Genomic DNA, 6249 nt, shown 5'->3' with positions numbered 1-6249 from the left:
GCAAATCTGTTCAATTGACGTTACAATCATTTCACTATTTTTTTGAAGGGGACAGGGATATTATCGCTGTCTTTTTTACTTTTGTCCCCCTCTCACTCTGTTAGAACAAAAGCACTCCCCCATCCCTTAACTACGCCCTATCAAGAGCGGATTTTTGTCTTTTGATGTAAATCTGACCGACTCGATCGCAGTCAAATTTCAGTTTTAATTGGCTTCTGCCACAAAATAATTCATTTCAGATAATTATTAATATCTTCAGTCGTAATCTTTCAAAGATTGGGAAGGTGACATTCCTCTCAACCTACCTAAAAATTCACATTGAACCTGAGTTCTGCGACTAAATAACCTAACAATAGCTATACCGTTGGTCAAAAGGTGCGTGGCAACTCCAGAACTTGCAAAAGCCTTTCAAACTACCTTTAGTCAGAAGGAGTGTTGCAACTCCAACGATCTCAAACGCTTGGTAATCAAAGTTTGTGGGACAGCATTTGGCAAAGCTGTCGCGAGTAGTGCATTTGTCTCTTGCCAAGAGTCGATTGCGCCTCAGAGTCAAACTCCGCACGGTTGATATAGCGAGTAGGATTGGTGTCGCTGAGTCTTCGGTACGCAATTGGGAAAAGGGTCGCACGATTCCGACACTCTCGATCGATAAGACTGCGGCGTTGTGTGAGTTGTATCAATGTTCGATCGCGGAGTTGGATCTGGCTGTTCGGGAGTCGATCGCGCAAGGAGATGGGAAGACTGCTGACGATTTTGAGTAAAGGATCTTTAAGTTTTAAGCATTTATGACTTGGACTCGACTTTATCCATTTAAGCAGCGGAGACAGCAAGATCCCTCAATCGCTCAAATAAAGTGAGAGGGACTTTTACCATTTGGACAGAATCAGATGACGTGGGAAAAGTCTCAGCCCAGCAATTGCCAATTGTGAAGATCGTCGCTAACGATCGATTGGCATCAGTAAAATCTCTCTGACTTTAGGTGCGATAATTTTCCAATCAAAATTGTTGACAGCATACGCACGACACGCGACTCGATCGGGCAAGGAGATCTTGCCAGTCAGCAGATCCATCAGCCTAGTGGCTAACGCCGCTGCGGTGGGAGTCTCGGTGACTAATGTGGGTTGAAATGGACGTAATACTTCTGGCATCCCGCCGACAGGAGTAGAGAGGACGGGAGTGCCACAAGCCAGAGATTCTAGCAAAATCAGACCGAAACCCTCTAGCGATTGGCTGGGAACGACAGTCAGATCGGCGGCCTGATAGGCAACAGGAAGTTGCTCGTCGGGTACATAACCCAGGAATTTTACCCGATCTTGCAAACCCAACTGATGAACTTGTTGCTCTAAGACAGGGCGTAAAGCTCCTTTACCCGCGATCGCCAGCCAGACATCTGGAACCTTAGATTTGACCTCAACCACCGCTTGGAGCAGAATATCGATGCCCATCCGTTGGACTAAGCGGCGGGGTACGAATAGAATCGGGCGGTCTTGGGGAAAGCCCAGCAATTCCCGCGCTTGCTGACGGGTCAAATTTGCTTGGAAGCGATCGATATCGACACCACCAGGCACGATGTGGATCTGCTCCCACGGAACCTGGTATTCCCGATGCAAAATATCGCCAAAGGCATGGCTGAGGACGATGAATCGATCGCATTTACGGTAGACTCGATTTTCGATCCAGCGTTTGAAGGCAACATTCCAAGGCTTTTCGCCTTCTTGCTGACTTTCTAATGCCCAAGGGCCATGAAAGGTAAAGGTAATGGGCACATCAGTGGGGAGATCTGACAATACGGGAAAGCTATATAACGAAAAGTGGAGATTAATCGCATCCAGATGGGGCAGTTGCGATTTCCGAGCGGGCAGGTGCCAACGATGTTGGCGGAAGTGGTGGCGGACGTTCCACAACCTTTGGGGTAATGGAGTATGGGGATCTGCTAAATTCGCTAACGCGATCGCTGGATGAGGACTGACGCTTGGCAAACCTACTCCATACAGATCGATCTTATCGCCTGCTGCGGCTAATTGCTGCATCAGTTCGTACCCATAACGATCCATGCCGCCTGGAGTGGTAGGAAACCAACCTAGCCCAACCAATAGTAATTGTGAGGGTGATGTCATATCAGTTTTCCAAAAGCGATTGCACAGAGTCCACTCAACATTAAACCAATTCCTACCCAGTGAATAGTAGCTACCTTTTCGCCTAGCAGGAAAGCCCCGGTGATGGTAGTTGCCAGCACAGTTAAACCAATCACGACCGGATAAGCTACAGACAAATTCAGCTTACCTAAAAACGTCACATAGAAAACAGTACTCAATCCATAGGCTAAGATCCCACCGCATAGATAAGGGTTTAGGGGGTTTTGTCCCGAACCAAGTTTCAGCAATGCCTGCGCTAAGGTATTCAGGGCGACTGTAAATAAAATTAATAAGCTAGGATTATTCGGCATCATAAGTTAGTTATTATTGAAGTAATTTGACGATTTAAACTCCCATAGTTCTTGTCCTCTAGGGTAGGTATTTTGAACATATTTGCCAAGTAATTTTTCCCACCATCGCGGTGGATGGGGTAATGAGGCCACTTGAATATGCGGACAGCCTACGATCCAAGCACCCACAAGATCGGTATGGAGACTATCACCAATGACAACTACGAGATTGGGAGCGAGTTGCATCGATCTTATCGCTTGACAAAATGCACCAGGAAATGGTTTTCTGGCAGGATTAATGGCTGGTATCTCTAAATATACAGACCAATATTTAACTCGATAGTTTCGCTTGCCATTAGAGAGGAGGAACAGCTTCAGCCCTAACTTTTTTGCTTGAATTATCCAGGTGACAGCACCAGGGGACACGTAGCGATCGTCTTCGGAAACAATCGTGTTATCCAGATCGAGAATGATGCCTTTGATGCCAGAGTCTATCAGTCGATCGAGATCGATCGCCGTTAGAGTATCCGAGCGGCTGCAATAGCAATCTGCGCGCAGATTGCGCTTAAAAAAATTTGGGAGCCATGAGGAAATCTGATTCTTATTCATCTTTCTGTACTAATTAATCCACTGAAGCTTGTAGCATAATTGAATCGTAAACACTGTAACGATCCAGCCGATCGCTGTTAGTGAAAGTAGCCTGTCTCCTAGTAATATTTCTTCTGGCCGCTCAGTTTTACCACCCTGCTCCAATAAAGGATTCGTCCGGGCAATTTCCTGTGGATCGCTCAATAGTTGATAACGGAAAATCCCGTACAAGACAAACGGTACTGTCAACATCATCCACGAAGTTGTAGCTCCTTTGAAGGCAGGGCCAGCACTCCAAAGGCTGTAAAATACAATTGTGCCATTGGTGACGATGCTCTCCATTCTATTTAGCAGCGGTAGCGAATATCGATGTAATACCGCCCGAGATTTTCTACCTTTTATTTCTGAAAGTCGTAATTCTGCCTTGCGTTTTTCAATACCTAAAAATAGTGCCAGCATAGCCGTACATAAGATAAACCATTGCGATAATCCAATGCCTGTGGCGGCAGATCCACCCCACGCTCTCAATACAAACCCAGCGGCAATTGCCAGGACATCGACAAAAATTTTATGCTTGAGTTTTAAGTTATACGCCACTTGCAACAAGGCATATCCGACAATTGCCGTTCCCAAACCGAATGATGTTTGGTAGCCAACGATCGCCGCAACGCCCAAGAGGATGATGGCTACAGTAATGGCTTCGGAGATACCGATCGCTCCTGCGGCAATCGGACGCTGACATTTGACTGGATGTAGTCGATCTGATTCCACATCGATAATGTCATTAATCAAATAGAAACTGCTCGAAGCACAGCAAAATAAACTAAATGCAATCAGACTGCCAGATAGTGTGGTACTCCTGAGATCGAAAGCAAACAAAGGGGCTGCAAACACGATTAAGTTTTTAGTCCATTGTCTGACCCGCAATTCGCGAATATATGCTGAGATTTTAGATTTAATTTTCTTGATGGGAGTCGATCGATTTATAGACATTATTCTTTGCTCCAAATAGATAAATAGCAGATTCAGAAATTAAAATAAATCTTGGAGATCGGGAGGGTTCTCGAGGCTTTCATCTACTGCACAAATTATGATAAATATTTGAAATAAATGTACTGATGGTGATAAAAACGTCTAGCATTCATTTTTTCTGCTCTTGAATAATTAATAAGTAGGGATAATCGGTTGCTGACAAAGTTAAATTTAGAAAATTGCTACCCCGACGCTCGATCTCGATCGGCACAAGGCGATCGTGCAGCGGATCGTAAACACTGACAGCAGCTCCTTGTACTCGGAGATTGGAGATTTGAATCGCGAACTTTGCGGGTGATAAATTTTTGGTAACATCGCGGGTCATAACGTAATAGGGGACGACAAAGCGGTGGCTGTTGACTTGATAGGGCAAGAAGGCAAACACGTCGCGATTGTAGAGATGGGGATGTGCGGCAGTGCCATCGCCGCGAAACTGGATCTGGTTGTGAGGATCGCTAATAGAGTCGAGTTGCAGTTGGCGTGTTTTAGTTAAATTGGGATCTAAATTTTGTTTCATCTGCCTGACAATCCGGCTGGTAATTTGGAGAGCAGGGGAAACATAGGCCCGATCGTTTTTGGGGTAGACGCTATGGGTGCGAGCATACTCCAAAAAGTTATCTTGCACGATGCCTAGCCCCAGATCTCCAGAAGCAGCAGAATATAGATAGAGCTTGGTGACGCCTTTATTTAGATAAAAAGTATAGTAGCGAGCGGTCGTTTTGGCTTTAAGTGCTAACGCTCGGAATGGTTCGGTAACACCATGTTCGTCGGGCGCAAAGCCCGTCTCGGTAATCCAGACATCAGTGGGGATAACCCGACCCTTTACCTGCCGAGCATACCGCCCATGCCAAACGCCGTAAATCTCATTAGTCAGCGGAGCGGCATCTCGCAGGAGAGTCTCTGTTTGCAGAGCGGTCGCATAATATTCTGGAAACATGGCTGAATAGGTAGGAATAAAGTCAGTGGGTTTACCTAAAGCATCAATCTTTTCACCACGCTGCTCATCCTTTGGAAAGTTTTTACGGTTCGCATAAGGATGCTTGCTGATAGCACTAATCCTGACTGGTTGTGTGGATGCGGCTGGCCAGGGAATGGTATTGGCAAAGCCATCGCTAAACTTGACTCCCGCAAATTGCCGGGGATTAGCTATAGCATGATCGGCGGTAGCCGTGACTAAATTCCGCCAAATGCTCTCTTCGTCATAAGTAGCCAAAGCGGGGCTGTAGTAATTGTTAATCGACAGAAATTTGCTGCCAAAAGTCAGCTCGTTCCAAATCTCCATGTCAAAGCCTTTATCGTTACTTTGGGTAGTTCCCAAGGTATTGGCTGTAAACTGCGCCACCGTCCCGACATAGTGCTGCCAACCCGCGATCGTCTGGCGATAATCGGCACTTCCAGGCTGGGAAAAGGGTCGATACTTCAAAGTTGCCATCTTGACGGACGATCCCGCCGCGATCGCCTTTGGCAAGGGCTTGGAGAGAGTGACAGTCTTGCCATCAATGGCCGTAATCAGTGCTTCCGCAGCCCAACCAGCATCAGTCAAGTTATTTAAGCCACTTTTGCCGATCGTCAAACCGCTAGTGTCATTTAATTGAATTTGGCGCGAACCTGCTGAGATATTGGCTGTTACTGTCCGCTGAAAAAATTGGGTGGGGGTGGGTATACCTTGATTGGCGTTGAGCAAGATTAGGGGTCTCACGCCCCAGCGTTTGCAGGCTTTGAGAATTGCCTGGAGTCGATCGTTTTGGAGGGTTTCGCGCTCGTAACTGAGGTTATTCCAGCCGATCTCAATCCGAGCTGTCTGGATGCCGTGAGTTGCCAGCATTTGGAGCACCAGATCGGGGTTCTCTCGATCGTTGAGATCGAGCTGAATACCCACCCCCTGGAGAAACTTGGCTGCTGGAAACGTTTCTAAATAGGCACGCCAAGGTTGCAGCCAGTGCGAGTGAGAGCCAAAGGGTAGATTATCAAAATGGGAGCGATCCGTATAGGGAGAAATTATTGACTCAGTTCGGGTGGTGGCTGTAGTAGTGGCGATCTGATTGGTGAAATCCGAGTTCTTTTGCCGTGGGTGATTCGCGACTAGTACAGCCATCGAGCTAGCTGCAAATAGCATCGTGAGGACGGCAAGTACAGCGCGATCGATGTCGTCAAAATCGATCGCGCGAGCAATATTTTTCAGATAACCTTTGATATCGAACATG

6 protein-coding genes are annotated in these 6249 nt (G+C 46.6%); 1 reads left to right on the top strand and 5 read right to left on the bottom strand.

Translation table 11 applies throughout. From position 1 onward, the window contains the following. Window positions 1–476 precede the first annotated feature (476 nt). Complete coding sequence (locus ACEW9I_RS16810; RefSeq protein WP_373541482.1) at window positions 477–761, top strand: helix-turn-helix domain-containing protein; 285 nt, start codon at window positions 477–479, stop codon at window positions 759–761. A gap of 177 nt (window positions 762–938) precedes the next feature. Here ACEW9I_RS16810 and ACEW9I_RS16805 read toward each other — a convergent pair whose 3' ends face one another. From ACEW9I_RS16805 to ACEW9I_RS16785, 5 genes are all read right to left on the bottom strand, one after another. After that, entirely contained in the window at window positions 939–2117 is a 1179-nt protein-coding gene (locus ACEW9I_RS16805; protein WP_373541481.1) for a glycosyltransferase family 4 protein, read from the bottom strand. Next, window positions 2114–2446 carry an SMR family transporter gene (locus tag ACEW9I_RS16800; protein ID WP_373541484.1) on the bottom strand — a complete coding sequence of 111 codons (333 nt, stop codon included), beginning with the start codon at window positions 2444–2446 and terminating at the stop codon, window positions 2114–2116. Before ACEW9I_RS16800 ends, ACEW9I_RS16805 begins: the two co-directional genes overlap by 4 nt. Before the next feature lie 6 nt (window positions 2447–2452). Continuing rightward, on the bottom strand, window positions 2453–3034 hold the full coding sequence (locus tag ACEW9I_RS16795; RefSeq protein WP_373541480.1) for a YqeG family HAD IIIA-type phosphatase: 582 nt from the start codon (window positions 3032–3034) through the stop codon (window positions 2453–2455). 9 nt (window positions 3035–3043) lie between these two features. Further along, complete coding sequence (locus ACEW9I_RS16790) at window positions 3044–4006, bottom strand: decaprenyl-phosphate phosphoribosyltransferase (protein ID WP_373541479.1); 963 nt, start codon at window positions 4004–4006, stop codon at window positions 3044–3046. Between the two features lie 148 nt (window positions 4007–4154). After that, a complete protein-coding gene (locus ACEW9I_RS16785) occupies window positions 4155–6248 on the bottom strand; it encodes a hypothetical protein (protein ID WP_373541478.1) in 2094 nt (697 codons plus the stop codon). Window position 6249: the final 1 nt, after the last annotated feature.

This window comes from Chamaesiphon sp. (genome assembly GCF_041738855.1).
In the GTDB taxonomy this organism is placed as follows: domain Bacteria; phylum Cyanobacteriota; class Cyanobacteriia; order Cyanobacteriales; family Chamaesiphonaceae; genus Chamaesiphon.
Note: the sequence above shows the minus strand (reverse complement) of the source record. Positions and strands in the feature narration are given on the sequence as shown.